Origin of the sequence: Micromonospora sp. CMU55-4, assembly GCF_011602315.1 — a bacterium.
GTDB classification, from domain to species: domain Bacteria; phylum Actinomycetota; class Actinomycetes; order Mycobacteriales; family Micromonosporaceae; genus Micromonospora; species Micromonospora chalcea.
On the sequence record NZ_JAAOLH010000012.1, the window covers coordinates 124,370 to 151,155 of the forward strand.

Consider the following 26,786-nt stretch of genomic DNA (forward strand, 5'->3'; position numbering starts at 1 on the left):
ACCCCACGTCACGTCGCGGTCGGCACTATCGTGACATTCAGGTCCGGCGGGCCGCGCCGTACGATCCGGTCCTCCACGGAGGGAAGTCCACGTGCCTTCAGACGTACATCCGGCCCTGGATGTGTTGATGCCCGCGGCGTTCCTGGGCCACGGCAACCCGATGAACGCCCTCGAGGTCAACCGGTACACCTCCGCGTGGAGAGCCTTCGGCGCCGCGGTGCCGCGTCCCCGCGCGATCCTGGTGGTCAGCGCCCATTGGTACATCAACGCCACGGCCGTCACCGCGATGCCCCGGCCGAGGACCATCCACGACTTCTACGGGTTTCCGCAGGAGCTGTTCGAGGTGCAGTACCCGGCGCCGGGGCTGCCCGAGTTGGCTGAGGAGGTCAGTGACGTCGTCCATCCGACCTGGGTCGGGGCGGACGTCGACAGCTGGGGCATCGACCATGGCACCTGGTCGGTGCTGATGCACGCCTTTCCGGACGCGACGATTCCCGTCGTCCAGCTCAGCATCAACGCCGACAAGCCGATGGACTACCACCTTCAACTCGGCGCCCGGCTCGCTCCACTGCGTCGGCGCGGCGTGCTGATCGTGGCGAGCGGCAACGTCGTGCACAACCTGCGCGGCATGGACTGGACGCTGACCGACGACGGCTTCGACTGGGCGCGACGCTTCGACGAGGACGCCAAGGCCCGGATGTTGACCGATCCGGGCGAGTACGCGACCCTCGACGCGCACGGGGACTTCCGCCGTGCGGTACCGACACCGGATCACTTCATCCCGGCGTTGTATCTCGCCGGTCTGGCCGCCGCCATGGACACCCCCGACACCGAGGTCCTCGTCGACGGCTACGCCTACGGCTCGTTGTCCATGACGGCCTACACCCTGGGCATGTCCTGTCCACCGGCTGCCGGCCGGGGCGGATCCCCGCAGCCACCGCCCGGGCTGCCGCCGGACGGCTCCAACATCTGAGCACCGGCTGTGTTCGATGGTTCCCCATGTTTGTGCCCGGGTGACCTGGGGCGCGGTCGCCCGGGCACCGCGGGCTACACCGTCGGCCTGGCCTCGTGCAGGATCCGGGCCAGCTCGGCCGGTCGGCTGAGCATCGGCCAGTGCCATGTCGGCAGTTCCTCGTACCGCCACGAATCGCCGGCCATGTGCCGGCACAGCGGCACGGTGGCGGCCATCTCGCGTGCCTGCTCGGCGGTGAAGCTCGACAGCACGCCGAGGCGGGGCAGCTTCTCCCACGCGCCGGTGAGCCGCACCGGGGTGGTGGCAGTCGCCCACGGCTGGGCCACCGACCGCTCATCGAGCAACGCGACGACCGATTCATCCACGTCTGCTGCGCTCGCCGCCAGCCCGGCCCACGGCGGGGGTGGCAGCCGCCAGCCGTCGCCGTGTTCGGCCACCATCGCCGCGTTGCGGTCACGCTCCGGGGGCGGGCTGAAGTCCTCGTTCGCCGCCCCGTCGGGCAGCGGGCCGGTGTCGACGAAGACCAGTTGGGCGATGCGGTCGGTCATGCGGTCGGCAACGGCGGTCGTCACGACCGCGCCGGCGTAGCTGTGCCCGACGAGCACCACGTCGTGCAGGTCCTCGTAGCGCAGCAGGTTGACCACGTCGGTGACGTGGACGTCGAGGTCGGTGTCCGGGCGGGCCAGGTGGGCGCGCTCGCCCAGGCCGGTCAGGCTCAGCGGGTACACCTCGTGGCCGTGCCCGCGCAGGGCGGCGGTGACCGGGCGCCAGGCCCATGCGCCGAGCCAGAACCCGGGAACCAGTACGAAGGTCGTCATGCCTGACACGCTACGATCAATACCGGACAGGTTCCGCCCGGATTGGAAGTGGGGATTCGTGACCCGGCCGACCGCGCGCGTACTGGCGTTGCTGGAGATCCTCCAGGCCGGCGGCGGCTTCACCGTCGCCGACCTGGCCGGTCGGCTGGGCGTCGACGAGCGCACGGTCCGCCGCTACGCCGCGCACCTCGCCGACCTGGGCATCCCGGTCGAGGCCCGGCGCGGCCGCTACGGCGGATACCGGCTCGCGCCCGGATACAAGCTGCCGCCACTCATGCTCACCGACGAGGAGGCGGTCGCCGTCATGCTCGGGCTCGTCGCCGCCCGCCGGGCCGGGCTGGTCACCGCCGAAGGCGCGGCCGCCGAGAGCGCGACCGCGAAGATCCGCCGGGTGCTGCCAGCGGTTCTCGCCCGGCGGATCGATTCGCTGCTGGAGACCGTGGACTTCACCGCACGGGTCCGGAAGTCCGCCCCGCCCGGCATCGAGGTGCTGCTGGTGCTCGCGGAAGCGGCCCGGCATCAGCAACCGGTGGACATCACCTACACCGCCTGGCGTGGCGAGGCCGGCGAGCGCCGGCTCGACCCGTACGGGCTGGTCTTCCACGCCGGCCGGTGGTACGTCACCGGCCACGACCACAACCGCCGGGCCGTACGGACGTTCCGGCTCGACCGCATCGGGACCGCCCGCCCCACCCCGGGCAGGTTCGACATCCCGGCCGGCTTCGATCCCACCACGCAGGTACTCACCGGGCTGGCAGCAGTGCCGTACGCGCACGACATCTCCGTGGTGCTGCACACCAGCCCGGAGCAGGCGCAGCGACGGATCCCGCCCTCGGTCGGCACGCTCACCGAGGTTCCCGGCGGAGTGCGCCTCACCGCCCGAGCGGAACGGCTCGACGGCGCGGCACAGATGCTCGCCGGGCTCGGCTGGTCGTTCACGATCGAGCGCCCGGACGAACTCAAGAACGAGATACGCGCCCTGGCCGCCCGGCTGCTCACCGACACCGACGCCTGATCGGGCACTCACCCCGCGTACCGGCCGGATCGCTCCGGGCGCGCTGTCCCTGGCGGCGAGGCAATCGGCGGGGAATGATCGGGGTACACCGCGGGCTGCCCGCAGCAGTCCACGGCGCAGCAGAAGGGCGGGTCGACGCCGATGACTCCGACGCAGCTACGGGCCTACGTCGCTGTCGTCCGGCTGGGATCCGTCAAGCAGGCCGCCGCGCAACTGGAGGTCTCCGAGTCGGCGGTCTCGCTGCTCATCGGCCAGCTCCGGCGGGAGTTCGGAGACCAGTTGTTCACCCGGACGGCGGCGGGGCTGGCCTTCACCCCCGGCGGGCTGCGGCTCGCCAGCCGCGCGGCCGAGATGCTGGGCCTGCAGGACCGTACGGTCCTGGAGGTCAGTTCGGCGGCACACGGCCGCCGGATGCTGCGGGTCGCCGCCTCCAGCGAGTTCGCCGAGTTCGCCGCGCCGAGACTGATCGAGCTGTTCGCCAGACGCGCCGCCGACCTCGACATCGAGCTGAGCGTCTGCGACCCCGGCTCCTTCGAGTCGCTGCTGCTGACCCGGGCCGCGGACGTCGCGATGGGGCCGCTGCCGCCGGTGGCTGATCCGGCGATCTCCGGCCGGCCGATGATGAACTACCGGCTGGTGACTGTCCTCGGCCCGGATCATCCGCTGGCCGGTGTGCCGGCCTCGCCGGGGCAGCTGCGTGACCAGACCTGGCTGCTCGGCCCTTCGGCCACCGACACCGTGGGCGCTGTCCCGGCGATGCTGCGCCGGCTCGGCGTACCCGAGGAGCGGCAGCAGATCTTCCAGAGCCACGCGGCGGCGCTGGGTGAGGCGCAGCGCGGCCGGGGGATCGCGCCCGCGCTGTCGTTCACCGTCGCGCCGGATCTCCGCAGCGGCCAACTCGTGGCGTTGTCCGGGCCGCACGCCAAGGCCGAGGCGGTGTGGCACTCGCTGGTGCTCGTCACACCCGGCACACCGTCCGTGGCAGCGGAACTGTGCCGCTTCGCGTCGACGCCCCGGGCGATTCAGGCGATGATGCGCGGCGTGGGCGTCGCGGTGAACCGCTTCCGGCCCTCGGTGCACGTGACGCTCTGGAGCTGACCGGCGGCGTCCAGCAGGTCCCGGAACGTCGCGGCCGGCAGCAGCCGGTCACAGTAGGGCAGGGCCGCGGCCATGCCCGCCACCAGGGGAGCGAAGCCGGGGGCGCCGGCCCGTGGGTTCAGCCAGACGATCCGGTGTGCGCGGCGGCTCAGCCGTGCCATCACGGCGGCGAGTTCGTCCGAGGGGTCGCTGTCCCAGCCGTCCGAGCCGATCAGCACCACCGCCCCGCGAACCGCGTCGCCGTGCGGGGACGCGAGCAGTGCCCGCAGGTTCGTCGCGATGCGCGTACCCCCGAACCGGTCGGTCACGGCGGCGCCGGCGTGCGCGATCGCCGCGGACGCCGACGTGTGCCGCAGCGCGACGGTGAGCCGGGTGAGCGTCGTGGCGAAGGCGAACACCTCCGCGTCGGTGGTCACCGCGAAGGCCCGCAGCAGGTGCAGGTACGCGTGGGCCTGGGCCCGCATCGACTCGCTGAGGTCGCACAGCAGCACCACCCGGCGCGGTCGGCGTACCTGTCGCTCGCGGACGACCTCGACGGGCTCCCACGCGGTGCGACGGGCCCGGGCGATAGTCGGACGCAGCGCGACCCGCCGCCCGGCCGGACCGACGGCGTGCCGCCTGGTGCGCCGGGACGGCCAGCGGGCGACGGCCTCGCGCAAGGCGTCGCCGAGCAGCGCGAGCTGGGCGGCGTCGAGGTCCTCGAACGGCCGGTCGGCGAGCCCGGCGAGGGCGCTGGGCCGTCGCTCGGGCAGCCGCACCCCGGCGTCGGAGGGCTCCGCCTCGGCGACGGGCGCCGGCAACGTCGCCCACGGCAGCCCACCACCGTCGTCGGTGTCGTCGGTGTCGGCGGGCACCGGCAGGTGCACGTCGTCCCGGGTCCCCGGCGGGGCCGCGGACCGGGTGAGCGGCAGCGGCGGCGCGTCGGCGAAGACAGCGGCGAAGACGCGGTCGAAGGCGGCGAGGTCGGCGTGCCGCCGCACGAAGCTGATCCGGGCGGCCCAGTAGAGCGCGGTCGTCTCACCGGGCGTCCACACGCCGAGCGCCCGGACGAAGTCACCGGCCTCGGTGAGCCCGGCGGGTACGCCGGCCCGCCGCAACCGGTCGGCGAACGCCGTCGCGAACGCCGCGCGGTCGACGCCGCGCAGCAGACCGCCGCTCACCGGCGGGCGACCCACCAGGCGATCATCCCACCGACGACGACGATCCCGACGAGCACCGGCACGAGGCGCTTGACGACGGCCCCACCGGCGATGTCGAGCAGGTCCAGCGTCTCCGGTTCGGCGTCGGCGTCGGCATCCGGTCGACCGGTGGGCGCCGAGACGGCCACGGGGGTGCCGGCCACGGTGGTCCCGGACGGGGTGGCGTCCGCGTCGGCCGCGAGGGTACGGGGCAGGGCCGTGGAGGCGTCGGGCCCGGTCGCGGCGGACGTGGCGCGGTCGGGCGTGGCGGCGACGGCCGGCGCGGGCTCGGATGCGTCAGGCGCGGTGGCCGCGTGCGGGTCGCCGGTCTCCTCTGCCGCCAGCCTCGCTTCGAGGTTGGCGACGAACTGGGCGAGCAGCTTGCCGGACACCTCCTTGATCATGCCGCTGCCGAACTGGGCCAGCCGCCCCGAGATCTTCAGATCGGTGTCCACGTTGACGACTGTGCGCTGACCGTCCGGCCGCAGCTCGGCGGTGACCAGGGCGGACGCGTTCGCCGCGGACCGCCGGTCGCGGCCCTTCGCCTCGATCACCCCCCGGTAGCGCTCCTCGTCCTTCTCGACGAAACGTGCGGTGCCGGCGAACTCGGAGACGACCGGGCCGACCTTGACCTTCACCGTGCCCTGGTGGACGTCGCCGTCGACGCCGGTCAACTGGGCGCCCGGCAGGCACGGCGCGACGCCCTCCAGGTCGGTGAGGATCGCCCACGCCTGCGCGATCGGAATGTCGACGGTGAACTCGTTGGTGATCTTCATGCCGGCCTCTCCTGGTGTGCGCCGAGCGCGGCGGCGACGGCGGCGCGGTCGTCGGGGGTCTTGGCGATGGTGCCGATGGTCCGGACGACGTCGGCGGCGGAGAGGTCGGCGGCGCCGAGCACTGACAGCGCGGCGACCCAGTCGATGGCCTCGGCCATGCCGGGCGCCTTGTCCAGGCCGAGGGCACGTACGTCGCCGACGAAGGCGGTCGCCGTGCGGATCAGCCCTTCGGTGGCGCCCGGCACGGCCCGCCGGACGATCTCGGTGGCCCGGTCCATCTGCGGAAAGTCGATCCAGTGGTACAGGCAGCGGCGGCGCAGCGCGTCGTGCAGGTCGCGGCTGCGGTTGGAGGTGAGCACCACGATCGGCGGCGTGGTCGCGGTGAACGTGCCCAGCTCGGGGATGGTGATCCCGGACTCGCCGAGGAACTCGAACAGCAGCGCCTCGAACTCGTCGTCGGCCCGGTCGATCTCGTCGATCAGCAGCACCGGCGGGACCGGCCCCGGGTGGCGTACCGCCCGCAGGATCGGCCGTTCCTGCAGGAACTCCGCGGCGAACAGGTCGGCGTCGGTGAGCGAGGCGTGCCGGGCCTCGGCCAGCCGGATGGCGAGCAACTGCCGCTGGTAGTTCCATTCGTACAGCGCCTCGCCGGGCGTCAGGCCCTCGTAGCACTGCAGCCGGATCAGCGTCGTGTCCAGCGCCCGCGCCAGCGCCTTCGCCGCCGCCGTCTTGCCGACGCCGGGCTCACCCTCGAGCAGCAGCGGCTTGCCCAGCTTGAGCGCGAGGAAGACGGCCATCGCCATGCCGTCGTCGGCCAGGTAGTCGACGGCGTCGAGCCGGCGCCGAACGGCCAGGGGGTCCTTCACCGCGCCTCGCCCGAGAGCAGCCGCCGGTAGTCCGCGCGGGTGTCCACGTCGATCGGCGCCGGCCCGTCCACAGGTATCTCCGTGACCGGGTACCGGCCGGAGTGCAGCAGCTTCCACACCGCCTTGTCCCCGTGCAGGACACGCAGCTCCGGCAGGACGTCGCGGGCGAACCAGAACGGGTGCCCCAGACCGTCGGCGTACCGGCACACCGCGAGCGGGGTGGTCGCCGCCACGACCCGGCGTACGTCGGCGGCCCCTACGCCTGGTTGGTCGCCGAGCAGGAGCACGAGCCCGTCGGCGCGCGGGTCCACCGCCTGCGCCGCGGCGCGGACCGACGATCCGCAGCCAGTGCTGAACTCGGCGTTCTCGACGACCCGGACCCCGGTCAGGTCCACCCGTTCGCGGACCAGGTCGGCGGCGCCACCGAGGGTCACCAGCAACTGGTCGAAGGCGCACGAGCGGGCCAGGTCGAGGGTGGCGTCGAGCAGCGTCCGCCCGCGGTACGGCAGCAGCTGTTTGGCCTCGCCGAGGCGCACCGAGGCCCCGGCGGCCAGAACCAGGCCGGTGACGAACACGGCTACGCCGCCACGTGCCGGTCGAGGCAGCCGGGGCAGCAGAACCAGTGGTCGGTGCCGTCGATCCGCACGTGCGGGGTGTCCGGTCCGACCAGGACTGTCATCCCGCACACCGGGTCGACTGCTTGCTGGGGGAGCGCCGCGGGTGGTGCGGGGGAGGAAGCGAGGCCGTCCACCCGCAGCGCCCGTACCACCTCGGCCATGATCGACAGTGCGATCTCCTGTGGTGAGCGCGCCCCGATCTCCAGCCCGGCCGGGGTCCGGACCCGGGCGCGCTCCGCGTCGGACAGCGCCAGTTCGTCGAGCACCGCCGCCCCGCGCCTTCGGCTGGCGACCAGCGCGATGTGCCCCACCCCGGCGTCCAGGGCGGCGCGGATGGCGTCCTGCTCGCCCTTGCCGAGGCCGGCCACCACGACCGCTGTCGCGCCGGCGTAGTCGCCGGACGTGGCCACCTCGAAGTCGAGGAAGGCCGCCAGGGTGGCCACCGCCGCGCTGATCGGCGTGTCGCCCACCAGACCCAGCACGGGTACCGGTAGCACCGGGCGCAGGAAGATCTCCAGCGCCCCGCCCGAGTGGCACGGGTTGACCACGACCCGTGCCCCCGGCGTGTCGGGAAAGGCGGGCGTGCCGTCCGGCAGGACCCGCAGCAGCAGCGCCTTGCCGTCGCGGAGGGTGTCCAGGGCGGCCGCCCGCACCGAGTTCTCGGCGCACACCCCGCCGACGAAACCCTCGATGGTGCCGTCGGGCAGGATCACCGCGTCGTCGCCGGGCCGGGCCGACGTCGGGTCCTGCGCCCGGACCACCGTGGCGTGCACGAACGGCGCGCGCGAGACGGTCAGATCCTGCGTACGGCGGGCGATAGTCGTCATGGCCACCTCCCCTAGATCGGCGGGCGGGCGTTGCCGCGCATCGCGTCCCAGACGCGCGACGGCGTCAACGGCATGTCGGCATGCCGTACGCCGAAGGGTTCGAGCGCGTCGACGATCGCGTTGACGATCGCGGGCGGGGAGCCGACGGTGGCGGACTCGCCCACACCCTTCGCGCCGATCGGGTGGTGCGGGGACGGGGTGACGGTGAAGCCGGTCTCCCAGTCGGGCACCTCCAGCGCGGTCGGCAGCAGGTAGTCCATCAGCGACGCGCCGAGGCAGTTGCCGTCCTCGTCGAACGCGATCATCTCCATCAGGGCCATGCCGACCCCGTCGGCCAGCCCGCCGTGCACCTGCCCCTCGATGATCATCGGGTTGATCCGGGTGCCGCAGTCGTCGACGGCGATGAACCGCCGCACCTTGACCTGCGCGGTGCCGGGGTCGATGTCCACCACGCAGATGTACGCCCCGTGCGGATACGTCAGGTTCGACGGGTTGTAGCAGATCTGCGCCTCCAACCCGCCCTCGACGCCCTCGGGCAGGTCACCGGCGCCGTGGGCCCGCATCGCGATGTCCTGGATCGTCACGCTCTTACCCGGATCGCCCTTGACCCGGAAGGAACCCTTGTCCCACTCCAGGTCGGCGACCGAGACCTCCAGCATGCCGGAGGCGATGATCCGGGCCTTGTCGCGGACCTTGCGGGCCACCAGGGCCGCCGCGGCGCCGGAGACCGGGGTGGACCGGCTGCCGTACGTGCCGAGGCCGAACGGCGTGTTGTCGGTGTCGCCGTGCAGCACGTCGATGTCGTCCGGCGGAATGCCGATCTCCTCGGCGACGATCTGCGCAAACGTCGTCTCGTGCCCCTGACCCTGGGACTGCACGCTGAGCCGCACCACCGCCTTGCCGGTCGGGTGCACGCGCAACTCGCAACCGTCGGCCATGCCCAGGCCGAGGATGTCCATGTTCTTGCGCGGCCCGGCGCCGACGGCCTCGGTGAAGAACGCGATGCCGATGCCCATCAGCTCGCCCCGGGCCCGCTTCTCCTGCTGCTCGCGCCGCAGGTCGGCGTAGCCGGCCATCTCCATCGCCAGCCGCATGGTCGGCTCGTAGTCGCCGGAGTCGTACACCCAGCCGGTCTTCGTGGTGTACGGGAACTGCTCCGGGCGGATGAAGTTCTTCAGCCGCAGCTCGGCCGGGTCCATGCCCAGTTCGTCGGCGAGGCAGTCGACGATCCGCTCGACGAGGTAGACGGCCTCGGTGATGCGGAACGAACAGGCGTACGCCACGCCGCCGGGCGCCTTGTTGGTGAAGACCGCCGTCATCTTGCAGTACGCGGCCTCGATGTCGTAGCTGCCGGTGAAGACGCCGAAGAAACCGGCCGGGTACTTCACCGGCGCGGCGGTGCCGTTGAAGGCGCCGTGGTCGGCGAGGACGTTGGTGCGGATGGCCAGGATCCGGCCGTCACGGGTCGCCGCGATCTCACCACGCATGATGTAGTCGCGGGCGAAGCCGGTGCTGATCAGGTTCTCGAAGCGGTCCTCCATCCACTTCACCGGCTTGCCGGTGACGATCGACGCGACGATCGCGCAGACGTACCCCGGATAGATCGGCACCTTGTTGCCGAAGCCACCGCCGATGTCCGGCGAGATCACCTGGATCTTGTGCTCGGGGATGCCCGCCACCAGGGCGTAGAGGGTGCGGTGCGCGTGCGGCGCCTGCGTGGTGGACCAGAGACGCAGCTTGCCCTCGACGGCGTCGAAGTCGGCGACCGCGCCGCACGTCTCCATCGGCGCCGGGTGCACCCGCGGATAGACCAGGTCCTGGGTGACCACGACGTCCGCCCGGGCGAACACCGCCGCGGTGGCCGCCTCGTCGCCGGTCTCCCAGTCGAAGCAGTGGTTGTCGGTCTTGCCCTCCAGGTCGTCGCGGATCACCGGGGCGTCCGGCTCCAGCGCGCGGCGGGCGTCGACGACCGGGTCGAGGACGTCGTACTCGACGTCGATCAGCTCCAGCGCGTCCCGCGCCGCGTACGGGTCCTCGGCGACGACGAACGCCACCTCCTGGCCCTGGAAGCGCACCTTGTCGGTGGCGAGCACGGCCTGCACGTCGTTGGAGAGCGTCGGCATCCAGGCCAGACCCTGCTCGGCCAGCATCGCCCCGGTCACTACCGCCTTGACGCCGGGGGATGCCTCGGCGGCGCTCGTGTCGATGCTCAGGATCCGCGCGTGGGCCACCGGCGAGCGGAGGATGGCCAGGTGCAGCAGCCCGGGCAGCCGGACGTCGTCGACGAACCGGCCCCGGCCGCGCACGAAGCGCGGATCCTCTTTCCGCAGCATCCGGCCGTAGCCCACCGGCTTCTGGTCGTTGTCGTGGAAGGTGTCCACGCGCTCGTGCACAGTCGTCATACGACGCTCCCGGCGGGCCGGCCGGCGTTGTCGATCTCGCCGGCTTCGGGTGATTCGGTGGTCTCGGTGACCGCGGCGGCCGCGTTCGCCTCGTGCACGGCGGCCCAGCGCACCGAGCGCACGATGGTGGCGTAGCCGGTGCAGCGGCAGATCTGGCCGGAGATCGCTTCGCGGATCTCCGCCTCGGTCGGGTCCGGGTTGCGGTTGAGCAGCGCCCGAGCGGTCATCATCATGCCGGGCGTGCAGAAGCCGCACTGCAGGCCGTGGCACTGCATGAAGCCCTGCTGGACCGGGTCGAGCTCCGCGCCCTTGGCCAGGCCCTCGACGGTACGCACCTGGTGGCCGCCGGCCATCGCGGCCAGCACGGTGCACGACTTCACCGGTTCGCCGTCGAGCCAGACGACGCAGGTGCCGCAGTTGCTGGTGTCGCAGCCCGAGTGCGTGCCGGTCAGGCCCAGCACGTCGCGCAGGAAGTGCACAAGCAGCAGCCGGCCCTCGATCTCCCGGGTGACCTCGACGTCGTTGACGGTCATGGTGACCTGCATGCTCAGCTCCTCGCCCGTTCCACGGCCCGGCGCAGGGTCCGTCTGGTCAGCTCGTCGGCCAGGTGCCGCTTGTAGTCCGCGCTGCCCCGCTGATCGGTGGCCGGATCGCAGCTGCGCGCGGCGATCGCACCGGCCTGCGCGAAGAGGTTCTCGCTGGGTGTCTGCCCGCGCAGCGCCGCCGAGATCTCCGGGATACCTGTGGTGTTCGGGCCTACGGCGGCCAGCCCGACCCGCGCGTCGGAGATCACGCCGCCGTCGAGCCAGACCGCGGCGCCGGCCGAGACCACCGCCCAGTCGCCGGCCCGGCGCTCCACCTTCTCGTAGGCGCTGCCGCAGCCGGGCCGCACCGGCAGCCGGACCTCGACCAGGATCTCCCCGTCGCCGACGGCCGTCTCGTACGGCCCGACGTGGAACTCCTCCATGGACACCACCCGTTCGGCGCCGCCGGGCCCGCGGATCACGCAGCTCGCGTCCAGGGCGGTGCAGACCGCGGACAGGTCCTCCGACGGGTCCGCCTGGCACAGGGAGCCGCCCAGTGTGCCCCGGTTGCGCACGATCGGATCGGCGATCACCCGTTCGGCGTCGGCGAAGATCGGGAAGGCCGCCGTCAGGGTGGCGGACTCCAGCAGCTCCCGATGCCGGGTCAGCGCACCGATGCGTAGCTCGTCCGGGCCCGCCTCGATGTAGCCGAGCTCGTCATGGAGATCGTTGATGTCGATGAGATAGTCGAAACTGGCCAGCCGCAGCTTCATCATCGGCAGCAGGCTGTGCCCGCCGGCGATCAGCCGTGACGTGCTGCCCAGCCGTTCCATCAGGCTGATGGCGTGGTCCACACTGGTTGCTCGTTCGTACTCGAACGGGGCCGGCACCTGCATATCGCACCTCCGGAAGTCGTCAATGTGGTGCCGGTGCCCGCGGAAGTCAACGCCGACCTAAGCAAGTCCTTAGGTCGGCGTTGACGGTGCCGCGGCTGCTCACGGATCGTGCGGCAATGCGAGACATCGTCGACGGGTTGAGCGCGTGGCGTGCCGCCGGCGTCCGGTTCGCCGTCGCGACGGTGGTGCGGACCTGGAAGTCGGCGCCCAGACCGCCGGGCGCGGCCATGGCGGTCTGCGCCGACGGTGAGGTCGTCGGCAGCATCTCCGGAGGGTGCGTCGAGGGCGCTGTGTACGAGCTGTGCCGGGAGGCCATACGCACCGGCCAGGTGCGCACCGAGACGTACGGCGTCGGCGACGACGACGCCTTCGAGGTGGGCCTGACCTGCGGCGGCACCATCGAGGTCCTGGTGCAGCCGGACGTCGTGCTGACCGAGCCCGACGCGGTGCTCGCCGCGATCCGCGCGGGTACGCCGGTGGCGACGGCGTCCGCCGGAATGGCCCAGATGGTGGTCTGGCCCGACCGGGTGGCCGGCACCCTCGGCGACGCCGACCTGGACCGCGCGGTGACGCAGCAGGCCGAGGGGATGCTGGCCCTCGGCACCACCGGAACCGTGCGACTCGGTACGCGCGGGCAGCAGCGGCACGACGAGGTGTCCGTGTTCGTGCAGTCGTACCTGCCGCCACCACGGATGATCGTGTTCGGCGCGATCGACTTCGCCGTCGCGGTGGCCCGGATCGGCCGCTTCCTCGGCTACCACGTCACGGTGTGCGACGCCCGGCCGGTGTTCGCCACCCGCAAGCGCTTCCCCGACGCCGACGACCTCGTCGTGCAGTGGCCGCACAGATACCTGGAGTCGACGGCCGTCGACGAGCGCACAGTGCTCTGCGTCCTCACCCACGACCCGAAGTTCGACGTCCCGCTGCTGGAGGTCGCCCTGCGCACCCGGGCCCGCTACATCGGCGCGATGGGCAGCCGCCGCACCCATACCGACCGGCTGCGCCGCCTGCGCGAGGCGGGCGTGGACGAGGCCGCCCTCGCCCGGCTCTCCTCACCGATCGGACTCGACCTGGGGGCGCGGACGCCGGAGGAGACCGCCGTGGCGATCGCCGCCGAGTTCGTCGCCCTGGCCGCCGGAGGGTCCGGCCGGCGGCTGACGGACCTCGACACCCCGATCCACCAGCACTGAGCGGACCAGCGGCGAACGTGTCACCCCCGGCTCAGGCCGAGCGCCTCGTCCACCCGGTCCAGCACCGTCACGTCGTCGTGGCCGACACCGCGCAGCAGGTCGATGGCGGTCGCCCGGATCTGCCCGACGATCATGGTGACCGGCAGCGGCGGATCGGTCCGCAGCAGGCCCGCGGCGATCCGGACCGCCTCCAGCGCCGCCGCGTCGGCCCGCTGCGCGTGCCGGTCGGCGTCGGCGCCGGTGAGGTCGTGGGCCATGGCCTCACCAGCCGACCGTACGGCGGAGGTCAGCGCGCCGATCGCGGCGGCCAGCTCCGGCGGCGTGGCGGTGTGCCGGCGGGTCAGGGTCACGCCGGCCCGGGCCAGCACCCGGATGTTGCGGGCGGCGTAGTCGAGCTGCCGCAGCGTGGCCTCCACCTCGGCGAGCTTGCCCAGGTGCCGCCGGCGCAGTCCCAGCCGCAGCGTCTCGCCGGTGGCGAGCACGGCGGCCTGCATCTCGGCGACGCAGTCGTCCACCTGCCGCGCCCGGTCCAGCGCGGCGCGGGCGGCGTCCTCGTCGCAGCCCTTCAGTGCCGCGTTGACCTGGTCGAGCAGGTCGGCCAGGTCGGTGTAGCTGCGCCGGGCCTGGGCCACCAGTGGTGCCAGCGGGTCACGGGCGGCCATCAGCTGGCTGGCGGCGAGCGCCACGGCGCCGCCGATGAGCGCGTCGACGAAGCGGAACGGCATCAGCGTCCCGTTCGGCGCGGAGACCACGACCAGGTACATCGCCGAGACGGTGGCCTGCACGACCAGGGCACGGCGGGCCCCGATCACCACGAGCGTCGTGGTGGTCAGCAGCAGCACCAGCAGGACCGTCTCGGTGCCCGGGCCCAGCGCGTACACCAGCAGCTCGGCGACGAGCACGGCGGCTGCCACGGCGAGCAGGATCTCGACGGTCTGCCGCAGCCGTCGCCCGCGGGACTCGCCGAGCACGACGAGCGCGGCGGTCGGCGCGAAGAACGGATCCGGGTGACGGATCACCACCGCCGCCACGATCCACGCGACCACAGCGGCGGCGGTCAGCTCGACCACTGTCATCCCGTCGCCGCGTAACCGCGCGACGGCGTCGCGTACCCAGCTCCGCACCGGTCGTACCCCTCTCGCCGGACAGGCCGGGACCCGGCCGCCGATTGATCTTCCGCGAGGAGGCCCACTACCCCGGCTGTGACCTGCTCAATCGCTGACGCCGGTAGCCGGCGCGGCCGACTACCGCACGTGCCCGGGGTCAGCGGCGGATGAGGCCGAGTTCGGTGGCGGTGGCGACGGCGGCGGTACGCGACTCGACGCCGAGCTTGGCGTAGATGCGGGCCAGGTGGGACTTGACGGTGCCCTCGGTCAGGTGCAGGCGGGCGCCGATGCTGTGGTTCGACAGACCGTCGGCGACCAGGGCGAGGACCTCGGTCTCGCGTCGGGTCAGGGCGGTGCCCGGCGTACGCAGGCGGTTCATCAGCCGGTTCGCGACGGTGGGTGCCAGCGTGGTGCGTCCGGCGGCGGCGGTGCGGACGGCGGCGGCCAGGTCGTCGGGTGGGGCGTCCTTGAGGAGGTAGCCGGTGGCGCCGGCCTCGATGGCGGGCAGGGTGTCGGCGTCGGAGTCGTACGTGGTGACGATCAGCACGCGCGGCGCTTCCGGTTCGGCGGTGATCCGTGCGGTCGCCTCGGCGCCGCCCATGCCCTTGCCGAACTGCAGGTCCATCAGCACGACGTCGATGTCGCCCGCGGCGGCGCGGGTGACGGCCTCCTCGGCGGTGGCGGCTTCGGCCACGACGACCAGGTCGGGTTCGGTTTCCAGCACGGCGCGCAGTCCGGCCCGTACGACCGGGTGGTCGTCGGCCAGGAGGAGGCGGATGGGAACGTCGTCGGTCACGGTCGGCCCTCGGGCTCGGTCCTGGTGGTCGGGGCGAGGGGAAGCTCGGCGGTCAGGGCGGTGCCCCGGCCGGGCGCGGACGCGACGGCCAGGGTGCCGCCGAGGGCGGCCATGCGGGCGCGCATGGCCGCCAGGCCGAAGCCGCCGCCGTCGACGTCGGGAGCGGGCAGCTGTTCCGGGTCGAAGCCGCGCCCGTCGTCGACGACGTGCAGGGCGATGCGGTCGCCGAGATAGCTGAGGGTGACCTCGGCCGTCGTGGCCCGGGCGTGGCGGACCGTGTTCGCGACTGTGGACTGGGCGATACGCAGGAGCGCCACCTCGTGGGCGGTCGGCAGCGACACGGGGTCGCCGGTGAGGTGGAAGCGGGCGGTGAGGCGGTGGCGGGCGCTGGTGGTGCTGCACAGGCGTTCCAGGGCCCCGGCCAGGGTGGTGCCTTCCAGGGTGGGCGGGGTGAGCGCGGCGACGAAGCGGCGGGCCTCGGCGAGGTTGTCCACGGCGACCTGACGGGCCGCGTCGACGTGACCGGAGGCGGCGTCGGGCCGGCCGGGCAGGGCGCGCTCGGCGGCGCGCAGCAGCAGCTGGATGCTGGACAGGCCCTGGGCGAGGGTGTCGTGGATCTCGCGGGCCAGACGCTCGCGCTCGGCGAGTACGCCGGCGGTGTGCTCGGCCCGGGCCAGGTCGGCCCGGGTGGCGGTGAGTTCCTCGATCAGCTGCCGGCGCTGTTCGCTCTCCCGGTACAGGGCCTGGTATCCCCACACCACCCCGACGGCGACGGCGGCGCCGAGCGCGGGACCGATCACCGTGGCCGGGGTGAAGGAGCCGGTGTGGGCGCCGAACCCGGCGACGGCCGCCACGGCGGTGACGATCACGGCGGCCAGGCCGGCGCGGCGCGGCAACAGGTGGAGCTGGAGGAAGTACAGCGGGAACGCCACCCAGATCGCGTCGGGGGACAGGCCCAGCAACACCAGCCACACGGCGCCGACAGCGGCCAGCCACCACGCGGCGACCCGCCGCGAGCGCCGGATGCGGGGGAGGAGCGGCCCGACGGCGTACGCCAGACCGCACGCCACCGCCACCGCCACGATCGATCCGGCGTGCGGCCGGTCGCCGGCCACCGCCCGGCCCGCGGCCAGGACGAGCAGGCCGATGATCAGCAGGTGCAGGCACCAGGCCAGGGCTCGGGTGGTCGGGGTCAGGGCAGGGGCAGCGGTGCTCACAGTGCGTCCCACGTTACCGACGCCGGCGCCCCGGGGGCCTCTATCGAAAGTTAGAACCCGGGCGTCGCCTTTCGGCCCGCGAAGTGCTGTCCCACGCCAGACGCGCACACCGGCGCCGGCCGCGATCGTGGATGCATACCGTTCCACCGCCCGAAAGGACAGGCCACTGCCGTGTTCGTCGCCTGGAGAGACCTGAAGTTCGCCAAGGGGCGCTTCGCCCTGATGGGGACCGTCATCGTGCTGATCACCCTGCTGGTCGGGCTGCTGTCCGGGCTGACGGCCGGACTGGGCCGGCAGAACATTTCCGCCATCACCGGCCTGCCCGCCGACAGGATCGCCTTCCAGGCGCCCGGCGAGGGCCAGGACGTGTCCTACTCCAACTCCACTGTCACCGAGCGGCAGTGGCAGCAGTGGGCCGAGGCCCCCGGCGTGACCGGCGCCGAACCGCTGGGCATCACCACGACCAGGGCCACCGCCGGAAACCGGAGCGTCGGGGTCTCCGCCTTCGGCGTCCGGCCCGGCTCCCGCCTGGCCCCCGACAGCGGCCGGATCGACGACCGCTCGGCGGTGCTGTCCACCAAGGCCGCCGACGACCTCGGTGTGCGGGCCGGCGACTCCGTCACCCTGGCCGGGCAGCAACTGACAGTGGCGGCCGTACGCGGCGACGCCTCCTTCAGCCACACCCCCGTGGTGTGGATCAGCCTGGACGTGTGGCAGAAGAGCGCGCCTCCCACCGGCACCGGCGACGGCAGCCAGACGGCCACCGTCGTCGCCCTCACCACCACCGCGGACGCCGACCTGGGAGCCACCGACCGGCAGGCGGGCACCAGGACGGTCTCCGTGGCCGACTCGCTGTCCGCGATCGGCTCCTACACCTCCGAGAACGGCTCCCTGCAGCTGATGCGCGGCTTCCTGTTCGCCATCTCCGCCCTCGTCATCGGTGCCTTCTTCACCGTCTGGACCATCCAGCGCAGCGGCGACGTCGCAGTGCTCAAGGCACTCGGCGCCCCCACCGCCAACCTCCTCAAGGACGCCCTCGGACAAGCCGTCGTCCTGCTCACCGGCGGCACCCTGCTCGGCACCGGCATCGCCGCCGCGCTCGGCGCCCTCGTCGCCGGGTCCACGGTGCCGTTCCTCCTCACCCCGGTGACCGTCCTCCTTCCCGCGGCCGTGATCGTCGTCCTCGGCACCCTCGGCGCCGCTCTGGCCATCCGCCGCATCACCTCCGTCGACCCGCTGACCGCCCTGGGGAGCGCCCGATGAGCCTGAACCTGACCGACATCACCCTCACCTACCCCGACGGCGAGGGCCGCCTGACCGCCCTCGACCGCGTCACCCTGGACGTACCCAAGGGCAGCCTGACCGCCGTGATCGGCCCCTCCGGCTCCGGCAAGTCCAGCCTCCTCGCGGTCGCCGCGACCCTCATCACCCCCGACTCCGGCACCGTCACCATCGACGGCACCCCCACCACCGGAATGACGCGGGGCGAACTCGCCGACCTGCGCCGCCACAAGATCGGCATCGTCTTCCAGCAGCCCAACCTGCTGCCCTCCCTCACCGCCGCCGAGCAACTCCAGGTGATGGCCCAGATCGACGGCCGCCCACCGGCCGGAGCCCGTACCCGCGCCGTGGAACTCCTCGACGCGGTCGGCCTCGCCGGTCAGGCCGACCGCCGGCCGCACCAGCTCTCCGGCGGCCAGCGCCAGCGCGTCAACATCGCCCGCGCCCTGATGAACGACCCCCCAGTCCTGCTCGTCGACGAACCCACCAGCGCGCTCGACCACGAACGCGGCGCCGCCGTCATCGACCTGATCACCCGCCTCACCCACCAGCAGACCACCGCCACCGTCCTGGTCACCCACGACCGCACGCACCTCACCGCCGTCGACCAGATCGCCGAGGTCCACGACGGCCGCCTCCACCTTCCGGCGCCGGCCCGCTGAGATACGGGTCGGAGGTGGTGCCTGCTGTACCCGGACTGGGCAGCCCGCTGGATGGTCGCCGTTCCCCCAGCTCAATAGCGTTTCTGGTGCGCGCAGTTCCTGCCGAGCCCACGGAGAGAGGCCACCAGAATGGGACAGACCGTCGAACCGGCGGTACGCGTCGAACAACTCACCCGCGTGTACGGCGCCGGCCGCAACCAGGTGACCGCGCTCGCGGGCGTCGACGTCGGCTTCGGCCGGGGCACCTTCACCGCGGTTATGGGACCCTCGGGCTCCGGCAAGAGCACGCTGCTGCAGATCGCGGCCGGGCTCGACCGCCCCACGAACGGCCGGGTGGTCCTCGGCGGCACCGACCTGTCCGGGCTGTCCGAGACGCGCCTGACCGAGCTGCGGCGTACCCGGATCGGGTTCGTCTTCCAGGCGTTCAACCTGATCGGCGCGCTCACCGTCGAGGAGAACATCGTGCTGCCCCTGCGTCTGGCCGGCGTCCGTCCGGACCGGGCCTGGCTGACCCACGTGGTCGAGCGGGTCGGCCTCGCCGACCGGCTGCACCACCGGCCGGCGGCGCTCTCCGGCGGCCAGCAGCAGCGGGTGGCGATCGCCCGGGCGCTGGCCACCCGCCCCGAGGTCATCTTCTCGGACGAGCCCACCGGCGCCCTCGACTCGCGGACCGCGACGGAGGTGCTGACGCTGTTGCGCGCGGTCGTGGACGAACACGGGCAGACGGTGGTGATGGTGACCCACGATCCGATCGCCGCGTCGTACGCGGACCGGGTCCTCGTGCTGGCCGACGGCGCGATGGTCGCCGACCTCCCGCAGCTCGGCGCCGTCCGGATCGCCGAGCACCTGGCGTCGCTGGACGGGCGGGTCCTCCGATGACCGGCCTCGCCGCCCGCCTGCTGCGGCACCGCACCGGCCCCGCCGCCGCGACCCTGCTGGCCCTGATCGTCGGCGTGCTGATCCTGGTGGCGATGGGCACGCTCGTCGAATCGGGGCTGCGGTTCCGCCCGGAGCCGCGGCTCTGGGCGAGTGCCGACGTGGTCGTCGCCAACCGCACGATCAGCCACACGTTCCGGGAGTTCGACGGTGACACCACCACGAGCACGGTGGCGCTGCCCGAGGGCGGCACCGTGGACGCCGACCTGGTGGACCGGATCCGCCGGGTGCCGGGCGTCGTGGCCGTCACCGGCGACGACCGGGTGCCGATCGGCTCACCCGCAGCCGTGGGGCACGGCTGGGACACGTATGTCTTCACCGGTCGTCGCCTCGCCGCGGGCGCCGCGCCCCGGACCGACGACGAGGTGGTGGCCGACACCCGGCTCGGGGTGTCGCCCGGCGACCCCATCGAGCTGGTCGTCGGCGGAATCAACCGGTCGTACCGGGTGAGCGGAACCGCCGAGACCGGTACGGCGGCGGTGTTCTTCACCGACGCGCAGGCCGCGCGCCTGTCCGCCCACCCGGGCCGGGTGGACGCGATCGGCGTACGGATGGCGCCCGGCGCCGACCTCGGCGCGGTGCGCGAGATCGCGTCGGCGGCCGGCGCCACGACGTACGCCGGAAAGGACCGCGGGAAGGCCGAGCAGTCGGAGAACCTGGCCGCCCAGAGCCTGCTGGTCGGGGCCGGGGCGGCCTTCGGCGGGTACGTCGTCCTGTTGATCGTGTTCGTGGTGGCCGGCACCATCGGGCTGTCCGTCCGGCACCGTCGACGTGACCTGGCGTTGCTGCGCGCGGTCGCCGCCACGCCGGGGCAGGTGCGCCGCATGCTGGTCGCCGAGGCCGCGCTGCTCGCCCTGGCCGGCTCCGCGATCGGCGGCCCGGTCGGCCTGCTGGCGGCCCGCTGGGTGCACGGCGAACTGGTCGGGCGCGGGTTCGTGCCGGCCGGCTTCCCGATGGCGGGCGGTCTGTTCGCGGTGCCGGCCGCCATCGGTACGGCCGTCCTGGTGGCGGTGGTCGCCGCGCTGATCGCCGCGCGCCGGGTCACCGCCATCAAGCCGATCGAGGCGCTCGGCGAGATCGCCGTCGAGCCTCGGCGCAGCGGCCCGGCACGGATGATCGCCGGCGTGCTGACGCTGATGGCGGCCGGCAGCGCCGGGGCGTTCACGCTCGGCGGCGCCGGGTCGGCCGGGGCGTTGGCCGGCGCGGTCGGCATGCTCTACCTGTTCGTCATCGCGGTGGCGCTGCTCGCACCGATGATCAACGCCTACGCGGCACGCCTGCTCACCCCGGTGCTGCCGCGCATCTGGCGGGCCGGCGGCTACCTGGCCGCAGCCAACCTGCGGGCCAACGCGCAGGGCATGGCCACCGTCCTGACCGCCCTCGTGCTGTCCGTCGGGTTCGGCGGCTCGGTCTGGTTCCTGCAGGACAACCTGGAACGGCAGACCGCCACGCAGAGCAGCGCCGGAACGCTCGCCGAGCGGGTGCTCACCGCTCCGGGCGGACTGCCGGCGGACGCGGCCCGGGAGATCCGCGAGCTGGCCGGGGTGCAGGCTGCCACCGGGGTACGCCGCACCCAGGTCGTGGTGCGGGCGCTCGGCGGCATCGAGCCGGTCGGCGCGCAAGCGGTCGACCCGGAGGGCCTCACGTCGACGATGGACCTCACCGTGCGCAAGGGCGCCCTGGCCGAGCTGCGCGCCGGTACCGTCGCACTGTCCACGATGCAGGCGTCCTCGTCCGGCTGGGACGTCGGCGACAAGGCGGAACTCTGGCTGGGCGACGGCACCCCGGTCACGTTGGACGTGATCGCGATCTACGACCGTGGCCTCGGCTTCGGCGACGTCACAGTGGCCGCCGAGACGGTCGCCGGGCACACCGCGGCGAACACCGTCGACGAGGTGCTGGTCCGCGGCGGCCCGGACGCCGGCACCGCGTTGGCCACGTGGGCGGCGGCGCGGCCCGGCGCCGAGATTCTCGACGCCGCCACCCGTACGCGCCTGCTCAGCACCGATCTGGCGCTCGGCGCCTGGCTGAACCGGCTGCTGATCGGCGTGATGGTCGGGTACGCGGCGCTGGCGGCGGCCACCACGATGGTGATGGCGGCGCTGGCCCGCCGCCGCGAGCTGGCATTGCTGCAACTGGTCGGGGTCACCCGCCGTCAGATCCGCGGGATGGTCCGGGCCGAACAGGCCGGGCTGCTCGGCACCGCGGTGCTGATCGGCGCGACGATCGCGGTGCTGACGCTGGCCGCGATCGTCAACGGGCTGACCGGCAGCCCGATCCCGTACGTGCCGCCGCTCGGGTGGGCGGCGGTGCTCGGCGGTACGGCACTGCTGGCGCTGGTGAGCACGGTGTGGCCCGTCCGGCGGCTGCTCGGCGCTCCGCCGATCGACAACATCGGCCTGAAGGAGTAGGTCCATCGGGACGTGCGGCAGCCTGATCGTCAGGGCGTCGAACTACAGGTGTCCGCCGGATGCTTCCGCCTTGCGTTCCTCGGCCAGGACGGTGGCGCTGACCTCGTGCACGAACGCCCGGACCTCGTCGAACCGGCCGGGATCGCTGTCGTGGCCGGAGTCGTACCACCAGTCGCGCGCCCAGACGATCAGGTCCGCCCATCGCGGCAGGACGTCGGCGGTCTGCTGGGCGGCCTGCCGCTTGGACAGTTGCCGCCCGTCGCACAGGCGCTGGTAGGCGCGGCAGAGCGTGAGCACCGCGTACGACTGGGCTCCGGGTGGGGTCATGTCGAGCACCCAGTCCGGCCAGTCGCGCACGTGGTCCCGCAGGGCGGCGCGCACGAGGCCGGGTTCGACGGCGGGCAGCAGCCCGCCGGCCGGCGGTCCCAGCAGCGTACGGCCGTAGTCGTGCACGGCGGCCCAGGTCACGACGCGGTGGGTGGTGGCGGGCAGCAGGTGCAACGACTCCCCGGGACTGATCCGGGCGATCACGTGGTCCCGGCCGGGAACGAGGCGTACCGCGTCCAGTGACACGTATTCCACCTCGATCCGGCCGGCCCACAGCGGGTGCCGCCGGTCGAGGTCCGCGTGCAGTTCGGCGAGGACGCCGAGGAGCTTCCCGTCCGGGTCCCTCGCGAGCACCGCGAGCAGGTCGAGGTCGCTGCGGTTCATGTCGAAGTCGCCTGCCACGAGCGACCCGTGCAGGTACAGGCCGAGAAGGTCGTCCGTCAGCGTGCGGCGCCACGCCTCGCGGAGGTCGGAGAGAACCGTGTCGGGTGGGACCACCGGGTGATCCTGCACGGTGGGTCGCCGCGGGGCCACCGATAAACCGGCCCGCACCGCCGGTCGTGCCTACGTGCTCGGCGGGTTGCGGTGCCGCTCGGCGAGGCCCGACGCGATCTGCCGCTGCGCGTCGTGCCGGTGCTGGTCGGCGCCGGCCTGGCGAACCGCGGCCGGATCCTCGTCCGACGGGCGCCTCGTCCGGTCGCGGCGGGCGACGAAGACGACGAGCGCGAGCACCACCACCACGATCACCGCGAGCGACACCAGCATCGTTCTCATGCCATCGACGCTACGGCGTACGCGCCAGCCCCGCCGTGGTGACGGTCGGAGGGCTGCTCCGTTCGCCGCAGGACGGCAGGCTCACGTTTCGTGATCGATGACGTCGCGCAGGGAAGCCGGGCCGTTCCGCCGATGACCGACTCCCGGCCCGGCGAATGAACGCCTGGTCTTCCCGGGGCGTCATTCGCCGGCTCGTTCGGTCCCTTTTGGCCGCCCCAGCACTGCCTCACCGATGACGGCGCCGGTTCGGATGCCCTCTCCCAGTCCCGCGGTCGTCGCGAAGCCGCCACCCATCGGGCAGAAGGACAGCCCTCGATCGGCGCTCACCAGGGCCATGGCCTGGAGCGCGGCACCTACCTCTTTCAACGCGGTCGCATAGACTATGGAGTCGTAGGAACGGGCGGGGCGGGCGTAGTCGAGCACGAACAGCACCATCGCCTGAATCGACGTGTGCGGGATGCCCGTCAATCGATGGGCGAGGCCCAGCCACCGGTCGATCGCCGGCGCGGGTCCTGACGCCGGCGCGAGTTCGTGGCTCACGGCGTCGTATTCATATGCCCCGCGTTCCAGGTCATGGGCCGAAGCCGCGATGACGACGGCGGACAGCCCCGACAGCGCCCCGCCGGTCGGCATCGAACGCCACGCTCGCTCGCTCGCGACGGTACGCTCCAAGCGGCGAATCCGAAGTGACGCATCGAGGACGGCGCTGATCTCCGCGCTCCCGATGGGCGGACCGCCATGGTCGCGCAGCGATGACCTGGCGGAAATCGCCTCCTGGAGCGTCATGCCCTCCTGCGAGCGGTCGTCGTGGCCGAGAGCGATGCGCTCCGCTGTCATCGGGCGCCTGACCGGGTTGTCGACCTCCCAGTGAGTTGTTCCGATCTTGGCACCGTACAGCCCGAAGCTCGTGTCCAGGCGCGTCGCCCCGTGGAAGAGCGAATCGTGAAACTCCCACTCCTCCGAATGCTGGTTCCGCCCGGTGACCAACAGGCCGGCCCGGCTCAGCAGGTCGAGCAGTTCACTCTCCGGGGCAGAGTCGACCTCGACATCCGCCCGTGCGATCAGACGTGCGGCGAACTCGACGGCCCATGTCGAGGTCAGGACGACGCGATCTGCCGAGTTCCCGCCGGCCAGTTCCGGCCCGTCGGGACCGAAGCGCATGTGGGCCGACGGAAGGGCGCGAACCGGCCGCACGTACGGCGACGGCGGGGAGTGGCGGACCCGGCGGGCGCCCGGTTCATGCCGCGCGAGTACGTGCTGTTCACGGACGACTTCTACGCCGAGGACGCCGCGGGCGTCGAGTTTGGCCAGCTCCTCGCCACCTCGCGAGGTGAGCTCCCGGGCGGACGACAGCCCGCCGACGGCCGCGACAATCTCCCTGCCGACCTCGGGCGGCATGCGGACGATCATCCGGCGGCCGCTGTGGGTCAACGCGAGGCCGTCGGCGTCCGGTTCGATGCTCCACCCCGCTGCCGGGGCCCAGCGCCTCATGACGTCGACCCGATGGGCGGAAGGACTGTGCCCGGAGCGGAGGACACCGCCATTCCGTGTAGCCGCGACAGTGTGTCCAGGCGAACGAGACGCCCGGCCTGGATCACGGCTTCGACCTCTCTGCACGCGGATATGTCGACGAGCGGATTCGCGCGGAGCAGAACGACGTCTGCCACCGTGCCATCGCTCAGGGAGCCCAGATCCGGACGACGGAGAGCCTCGGCTGCCCTGCACGTCGCCGCCGCGAGCGCATCGTGCGGGGAGGCGCCCCAGTCAACCATGGCCTCCAGCTCGGACGGCAGGGAGTCGAAACCCACACCGGCGGCTCCGGCGTCCGTCCCCGCGATGAGGGTGACGCCGGCCGCCAGAGCTCGCTCGAAGCTGCGTCGTGCCTCCGGGAGCTGCCTGACGGCCATCTCCACCAGACTTTTGCCTCCCTGCCGGATCCAGAGCTGCGGACGCCTCACTATCGATTGGAGCGCTACAGCGGTGGAGCAGAGGGCGGTGCCTTGTTTCGACATCGCACCGGCAGCGGCCTCCGATATCGCGAAGCCGTGCTCCAAGGTGTCGCAGCCGGCTTCCACGGCCGCGTCGATCGAACGCTCCGAGAAGTTCGCGTGTACGGCTACGGGGATGTCCAGCCAACGGGCCTCGGCGACCGCCTCCCTCAGTTCCTCCGGCCGGAGTTCCATCCGGCGCGCCGCGCTGCGCATCACCAGCTTGATCACATCCGCGCCGTCGGCGGCGTTTCGACGCACGAGCGCGCCGATTGATCCGGCGCCTTCGGACTCGACACCGAGCCAGCTTCCGTGCCCGCCGACTGCGGTGATGACCGGACCGGCGACGAACGGCCTGGCCCCGACGAACAAGTCCCGGGCCCAGGCGTTGCGGATGGAGTACCCGAGGTCACGCGGAGCACCCAGGTCGCGGACCGTCGTGATCCCACTGCGCAGCGCGGTCGCCAGATTCGCGACAGCCGTCAGCGTCATGGTGGTGGCCGAGATGTCCGACCAGCTCGACGCGGTCCGGCCATGAGGATCGCTGGTCGCGTGGACGTGCATGTCGATGAGCCCGGGAACGGCGAACAAACCGGTGCCGTCGAGGTGTGGGAGGTCGGCATCTGCGGTGGTGCGTGTGCTGACTGAACCGGAGATGATCGACAACGAGCCGAGGGTGGTGGTGCCGGAATCCGGATCGATGACGGTGCAGCCGGCAATGGTGAAATCCGCGGTCGGCGTGGCCGTCACGACGATCCTTCGGAGACGCGGGCAGCGCGCACTGCCTCCCCGTGCCATCCCCGCGCGCGCGACAGATTCACGGCCAAGTCCACCAGTCCGTCCGCCTCCCGGCCGCGCCCGGCCATGTGGTGCCAGCGCGCCAGCTCTGCCAGCGCGAGGATCCGGGCGCCCAGGTAGGCGTGCCGGCCGGTGCCCGTATCCACAGGCGACGTCATGGCGTCGGTCGCCTGACGGACGGCAGCGAGCAGCCATGACTCCGGGTCTGGAGCGATGCCCACCAGCGCCTCGAGCGCGTTCGCCTCGTCCTCGGGCACCTCGCGGGAAGCGGCTAGGGCGATTCCCGGCGCGAGGTAGGCGTAGACCGGCTCACGGTGGGCGCCGGTAAGCCGGACGTGGTCGAAGTATCGTCCTGTCGCTTGAAGGGCGGCGCGGGCCGAGTCGTGACGTGCGGCAGCGAACGCCTGGTGCGACAGGATGAAACCGAACTGGCGGAACGCCTTCGAGGCGAGTTCGGTGTCGCCGCCGTCGCGAACCTGACGGAGGAGATCTGTCGCGTGCTCGTACGAGGACCAGGCGCCCGCGACGTCACCGGATGCCAACTGGACATATCCCATGTTGTGCCACGACTGGGCGGCAGCCATCAGATCTCCGGTGCCGAGGCGCACCTGGATCGCCTCGCGGAAGTCGTTCACGGGCGGATCGTCGTCGAAGTGGTGAAACCGCCATACGCCGATGGAGTGGCAACATTCGGCGAGAGCCGACAGGGCCTCCGAATCACGGAGAAGATGTCTCGCTGTCTCCGCCAGCTTGATTGCCTCCGCCCCTCTGCCCTGCTTCTCCACCGCCCACGCCGTGTTGAGCAGTGCTCGCCCCTCCCCGGCGACATTCGCGGAAGCGGCGCATTCCGAAGCGGTCCGGGAAAACCGTTCCTCTGCCTCGACGTAGCGAGCGGGATCGTCCAGACCTAGCTGAGCTGGCGTGAACAAGGGCGGTCACCTCGACGTCGTCGACTGATTGCTGAGATTGACGCCGATCGTAGCGTTCGGGTGGCTTGTTCACGAGGGTGTGCGACCTGTCGGCAGTTGATGCGCGCCGTGCCTGTGAGGCACGTTCACCACCCACTTTCGCGTCCGTCATCCTCCTTGCCGCCGCCATCGGCCGAACGGCGCGATGGGCTACACTGGCCCGGAAAGGCGTCGATAGGGACGAGTACCACTGCACGCAGCCAGCAGAGACCCGGGGATGGTGGAAGCCCGGGGGTGTGCGCAGCGGGAAGATCACCCTGGAGCCGTCGGAAGAAAGGCGTCACGCCGAGTAGACCCGACCACAACTTAACGAGAGGGCCGCGCGCTGTGGCCAAGGAGGGT

The 26,786-nt window shown here is 72.5% G+C and carries 25 protein-coding genes; 8 read left to right on the forward strand and 17 right to left on the reverse strand.

Annotation, left to right across the window (positions count from 1 at the left end; all coding sequences use genetic code 11):
• Positions 1 to 127 precede the first annotated feature (127 nt).
• The gene (gene ygiD / locus HA073_RS21110; protein WP_043325374.1) at positions 128 to 973 is read left to right on the forward strand and encodes a 4,5-DOPA dioxygenase extradiol; all 846 of its coding nucleotides are present in this window, start codon (positions 128 to 130) and stop codon (positions 971 to 973) included.
• Between the two features lie 74 nt (positions 974 to 1,047).
• On the opposite strand, the gene HA073_RS21115 is transcribed toward ygiD, so the two are convergent.
• On the reverse strand, positions 1,048 to 1,791 hold the full coding sequence (locus HA073_RS21115; protein ID WP_064447317.1) for an alpha/beta fold hydrolase: 744 nt from the start codon (positions 1,789 to 1,791) through the stop codon (positions 1,048 to 1,050).
• 58 nt (positions 1,792 to 1,849) lie between these two features.
• Here HA073_RS21115 and HA073_RS21120 point away from each other — a divergent pair, with 58 nt between their 5' ends.
• Both HA073_RS21120 and HA073_RS21125 read left to right on the forward strand, forming a co-directional pair.
• Positions 1,850 to 2,806 carry a YafY family protein gene (locus HA073_RS21120; RefSeq protein ID WP_166457116.1) on the forward strand — a complete coding sequence of 319 codons (957 nt, stop codon included), beginning with the start codon at positions 1,850 to 1,852 and terminating at the stop codon, positions 2,804 to 2,806.
• Between the two features lie 141 nt (positions 2,807 to 2,947).
• A complete protein-coding gene (locus HA073_RS21125) occupies positions 2,948 to 3,904 on the forward strand; it encodes a LysR family transcriptional regulator (protein WP_064447319.1) in 957 nt (318 codons plus the stop codon).
• Here the strand turns inward: HA073_RS21125 and HA073_RS21130 are convergent.
• From HA073_RS21130 to HA073_RS21165, 8 genes are read right to left on the reverse strand one after another with little or no spacing between them, the layout of a single operon-like run.
• The gene (locus tag HA073_RS21130; protein ID WP_309228050.1) at positions 3,829 to 5,079 is read right to left on the reverse strand and encodes a VWA domain-containing protein; all 1,251 of its coding nucleotides are present in this window, start codon (positions 5,077 to 5,079) and stop codon (positions 3,829 to 3,831) included. The two genes, HA073_RS21125 and HA073_RS21130, sit on opposite strands and share 76 nt — an antisense overlap.
• Positions 5,061 to 5,858, reverse strand: a complete 798-nt coding sequence (locus HA073_RS21135; RefSeq protein ID WP_043325368.1) for an SRPBCC family protein — start codon at positions 5,856 to 5,858, stop codon at positions 5,061 to 5,063. The genes HA073_RS21130 and HA073_RS21135 overlap by 19 nt, the downstream gene beginning before the upstream one ends.
• Positions 5,855 to 6,724, reverse strand: a complete 870-nt coding sequence (locus tag HA073_RS21140; RefSeq protein ID WP_166457117.1) for a MoxR family ATPase — start codon at positions 6,722 to 6,724, stop codon at positions 5,855 to 5,857. The genes HA073_RS21135 and HA073_RS21140 overlap by 4 nt, the downstream gene beginning before the upstream one ends.
• A complete protein-coding gene (locus HA073_RS21145; protein ID WP_166457118.1) occupies positions 6,721 to 7,299 on the reverse strand; it encodes an NTP transferase domain-containing protein in 579 nt (192 codons plus the stop codon). The genes HA073_RS21140 and HA073_RS21145 overlap by 4 nt, the downstream gene beginning before the upstream one ends.
• Before the next feature lie 2 nt (positions 7,300 to 7,301).
• Entirely contained in the window at positions 7,302 to 8,168 is an 867-nt protein-coding gene (locus HA073_RS21150; RefSeq protein ID WP_166457119.1) for an XdhC family protein, read from the reverse strand.
• An 11-nt stretch (positions 8,169 to 8,179) separates the two neighbouring features.
• Positions 8,180 to 10,570, reverse strand: coding sequence for an aerobic carbon-monoxide dehydrogenase large subunit (locus HA073_RS21155; RefSeq protein ID WP_113973334.1), 2,391 nt, complete (start codon positions 10,568 to 10,570; stop codon positions 8,180 to 8,182).
• Positions 10,567 to 11,115, reverse strand: coding sequence for a (2Fe-2S)-binding protein (locus tag HA073_RS21160; RefSeq protein ID WP_043325358.1), 549 nt, complete (start codon positions 11,113 to 11,115; stop codon positions 10,567 to 10,569). The genes HA073_RS21155 and HA073_RS21160 overlap by 4 nt, the downstream gene beginning before the upstream one ends.
• A 2-nt stretch (positions 11,116 to 11,117) precedes the next feature.
• Positions 11,118 to 11,990 (reverse strand): xanthine dehydrogenase family protein subunit M, encoded by an 873-nt coding sequence (locus HA073_RS21165; protein ID WP_064447325.1) that lies wholly within the window; start codon positions 11,988 to 11,990, stop codon positions 11,118 to 11,120.
• 116 nt (positions 11,991 to 12,106) lie between these two features.
• On the opposite strand from HA073_RS21165, the gene HA073_RS21170 reads away from it, so the two are divergent.
• Positions 12,107 to 13,180 (forward strand): XdhC family protein, encoded by a 1,074-nt coding sequence (locus HA073_RS21170; RefSeq protein ID WP_166457120.1) that lies wholly within the window; start codon positions 12,107 to 12,109, stop codon positions 13,178 to 13,180.
• A gap of 20 nt (positions 13,181 to 13,200) precedes the next feature.
• On the opposite strand, the gene HA073_RS21175 is transcribed toward HA073_RS21170, so the two are convergent.
• The 3 genes from HA073_RS21175 to HA073_RS21185 form a co-directional block, all read right to left on the reverse strand.
• The gene (locus tag HA073_RS21175) at positions 13,201 to 14,304 is read right to left on the reverse strand and encodes an FUSC family protein (protein WP_166457121.1); all 1,104 of its coding nucleotides are present in this window, start codon (positions 14,302 to 14,304) and stop codon (positions 13,201 to 13,203) included.
• Between the two features lie 139 nt (positions 14,305 to 14,443).
• Positions 14,444 to 15,082 carry a response regulator transcription factor gene (locus tag HA073_RS21180; RefSeq protein ID WP_166457122.1) on the reverse strand — a complete coding sequence of 213 codons (639 nt, stop codon included), beginning with the start codon at positions 15,080 to 15,082 and terminating at the stop codon, positions 14,444 to 14,446.
• Complete coding sequence (locus HA073_RS21185) at positions 15,079 to 16,299, reverse strand: sensor histidine kinase (protein WP_166457123.1); 1,221 nt, start codon at positions 16,297 to 16,299, stop codon at positions 15,079 to 15,081. Before HA073_RS21185 ends, HA073_RS21180 begins: the two co-directional genes overlap by 4 nt.
• A 171-nt stretch (positions 16,300 to 16,470) precedes the next feature.
• Here HA073_RS21185 and HA073_RS21190 point away from each other — a divergent pair, with 171 nt between their 5' ends.
• The 4 genes from HA073_RS21190 to HA073_RS21205 all read left to right on the forward strand — a co-directional run bounded on the left by HA073_RS21190 (position 16,471) and on the right by HA073_RS21205 (position 21,589).
• A complete protein-coding gene (locus HA073_RS21190; RefSeq protein ID WP_166457124.1) occupies positions 16,471 to 17,562 on the forward strand; it encodes an FtsX-like permease family protein in 1,092 nt (363 codons plus the stop codon).
• Entirely contained in the window at positions 17,559 to 18,242 is a 684-nt protein-coding gene (locus HA073_RS21195) for an ABC transporter ATP-binding protein (protein ID WP_166457125.1), read from the forward strand. The genes HA073_RS21190 and HA073_RS21195 overlap by 4 nt, the downstream gene beginning before the upstream one ends.
• A 129-nt stretch (positions 18,243 to 18,371) precedes the next feature.
• Positions 18,372 to 19,121, forward strand: a complete 750-nt coding sequence (locus HA073_RS21200) for an ABC transporter ATP-binding protein (RefSeq protein ID WP_166457126.1) — start codon at positions 18,372 to 18,374, stop codon at positions 19,119 to 19,121.
• Positions 19,118 to 21,589 carry an ABC transporter permease gene (locus HA073_RS21205; protein WP_166457127.1) on the forward strand — a complete coding sequence of 824 codons (2,472 nt, stop codon included), beginning with the start codon at positions 19,118 to 19,120 and terminating at the stop codon, positions 21,587 to 21,589. The genes HA073_RS21200 and HA073_RS21205 overlap by 4 nt, the downstream gene beginning before the upstream one ends.
• A 42-nt stretch (positions 21,590 to 21,631) precedes the next feature.
• Here the strand turns inward: HA073_RS21205 and HA073_RS21210 are convergent, their stop codons facing one another.
• The 5 genes from HA073_RS21210 to HA073_RS21230 form a co-directional block, all read right to left on the reverse strand.
• On the reverse strand, positions 21,632 to 22,414 hold the full coding sequence (locus tag HA073_RS21210; RefSeq protein ID WP_166457128.1) for an aminoglycoside adenylyltransferase domain-containing protein: 783 nt from the start codon (positions 22,412 to 22,414) through the stop codon (positions 21,632 to 21,634).
• A 66-nt stretch (positions 22,415 to 22,480) separates the two neighbouring features.
• Entirely contained in the window at positions 22,481 to 22,690 is a 210-nt protein-coding gene (locus HA073_RS21215) for a hypothetical protein (RefSeq protein WP_043325343.1), read from the reverse strand.
• A gap of 180 nt (positions 22,691 to 22,870) precedes the next feature.
• Complete coding sequence (locus HA073_RS21220; protein WP_166457129.1) at positions 22,871 to 24,181, reverse strand: nitroreductase family protein; 1,311 nt, start codon at positions 24,179 to 24,181, stop codon at positions 22,871 to 22,873.
• Positions 24,178 to 25,428, reverse strand: coding sequence for an amidohydrolase family protein (locus HA073_RS21225; protein ID WP_166457130.1), 1,251 nt, complete (start codon positions 25,426 to 25,428; stop codon positions 24,178 to 24,180). The genes HA073_RS21220 and HA073_RS21225 overlap by 4 nt, the downstream gene beginning before the upstream one ends.
• Complete coding sequence (locus HA073_RS21230; RefSeq protein WP_166457131.1) at positions 25,425 to 26,405, reverse strand: hypothetical protein; 981 nt, start codon at positions 26,403 to 26,405, stop codon at positions 25,425 to 25,427. The genes HA073_RS21225 and HA073_RS21230 overlap by 4 nt, the downstream gene beginning before the upstream one ends.
• Positions 26,406 to 26,786: the final 381 nt, after the last annotated feature.